2 protein-coding genes are annotated in these 1,481 nt (G+C 67.6%); both read left to right on the plus strand.

Going from position 1 to position 1,481, the window contains the following annotated elements; translation table 11 throughout:
• Positions 1–986: FecCD family ABC transporter permease (locus ACZ3HV_RS44535; RefSeq protein WP_465693952.1), on the plus strand; the 986-nt coding region annotated here is incomplete at its 5' end.
• Positions 987–996: 10 nt separating this feature from the next.
• A partial coding sequence (locus ACZ3HV_RS44540) for an ABC transporter ATP-binding protein (RefSeq protein ID WP_465693953.1) occupies positions 997–1,481 on the plus strand: 485 nt, incomplete at its 3' end.

Here is a 1,481-nt window from a genome sequence, read left to right on the forward strand (position 1 = left end):
CGCTGGCCAAACGGCATCCCGCCGTACTGATGGGATCGCTCGGTGTCCTGGCGCTTGTACTGAGCGTATACAGCCTGAAAATCGGGGCGACCGAGGTGTCGTTCGGCAACGTCCTGCACGCGCTGGTCGGCGACAGGTCCGACCAAGCGGCGGCGATCGTGATCGACTTCCAGTTGCCGCGCGTCCTGCTGTGCTGGCTGATCGGTACGGCGCTCGCGGTGTCCGGCGCGGTGATGCAGGGCGTGATTCGCAACCCGCTGGCGGCCCCCGACATCATCGGTGTTACCAAGGGCGCCGGCTTCGGCGGCATGTTGTTGCTGCTCGCGATCCCGGGGATTCCGGTGGTGGCCGTCGTGCCGGCGGCGTTCATCGGCGGCCTCGCGGCCGCGGGCCTGGTGTACCTGCTGGCCTATCGCCGTGGGGCTACGCCGGTGCGGATCGCGCTGGTCGGTATCGCGGTCAGCGCGGCCTTCGAGGCGGGCATCCGGTTCCTGCTGGTGCGCAACCCGCTGGACGTGAGTGCGGCGCTGATCTGGTTGACCGGCAGTCTGTTCGGCCGGTCGATGAGTGCCGTGCTGGAGATCCTGCCGTGGGTGCTCGTGCTGGTGCCGCTGATCGTGATCTGGGCTCGCAAGCTCGACGTACTGGGCCTTGGCGACGACCTGGCCGCGGGACTTGGTGAACCGGTCGAGAAGACCCGGCGGCTGCTGCTGTTGTTCGCGGTCGCGTTGGCCGCGGCCGCGGTCGCGGTGGCCGGCACGATCGGCTTCGTCGGGTTGATCGCACCGCACATGGCTCGCCGCATCTTCGGCGGTAAGCACTTGGCGTCGATCCCGGCCGCCGCGTTGTTCGGGGTGTTGTTGATGTTGTTCGCCGACATGATCGGGCGGGGTCTGGCTCCGCCGTTGGAGATTCCGGCCGGGCTGGTGACGGCTGTGGTCGGGGGACCGTACTTCTTGTACCTGCTCGTGAAGACCGGAAAGTAGGAGACCCGCCATGCGTCTGCAGGCACAAGGCGTTCAGCTCGCCTATGACCAGAAGGTCATCGCCCATGACCTCACGTTGACCATTCCGGACGGGAAGGTCAGTGTGCTGATCGGCCCGAACGGCTCCGGCAAGAGCACCGCGCTGCGGGCGCTGGCCCGGCTGCTGCCACCGGCGAAGGGCAGTGTGATCCTGGATGGCAAGTCGATCCAGGACACCCCGACCAAGGAGGTGGCGCGGTTGCTGGCGATCCTGCCGCAGGTCCTGGTCACGCCGGAATCGATCTCGGTCGAGGACCTGGTCTGGTTCGGCCGGCATCCGCACCGGACCTCGTTGAAGGTGCCCAGCGCGGCCGACAAGGAGGCCGTGGAGTGGGCGATGACGGTCACCAGTACCGCCGAGTTGCGCCACCAGCACGTCGATCAGTTGTCCGGCGGCCAGCGGCAGCGGGTCTGGATCGCGTTGTGTCTGGCCCAGGGCACCGACCTGATCCTGCT

The organism is Kribbella sp. NPDC020701 (assembly GCF_055562215.1).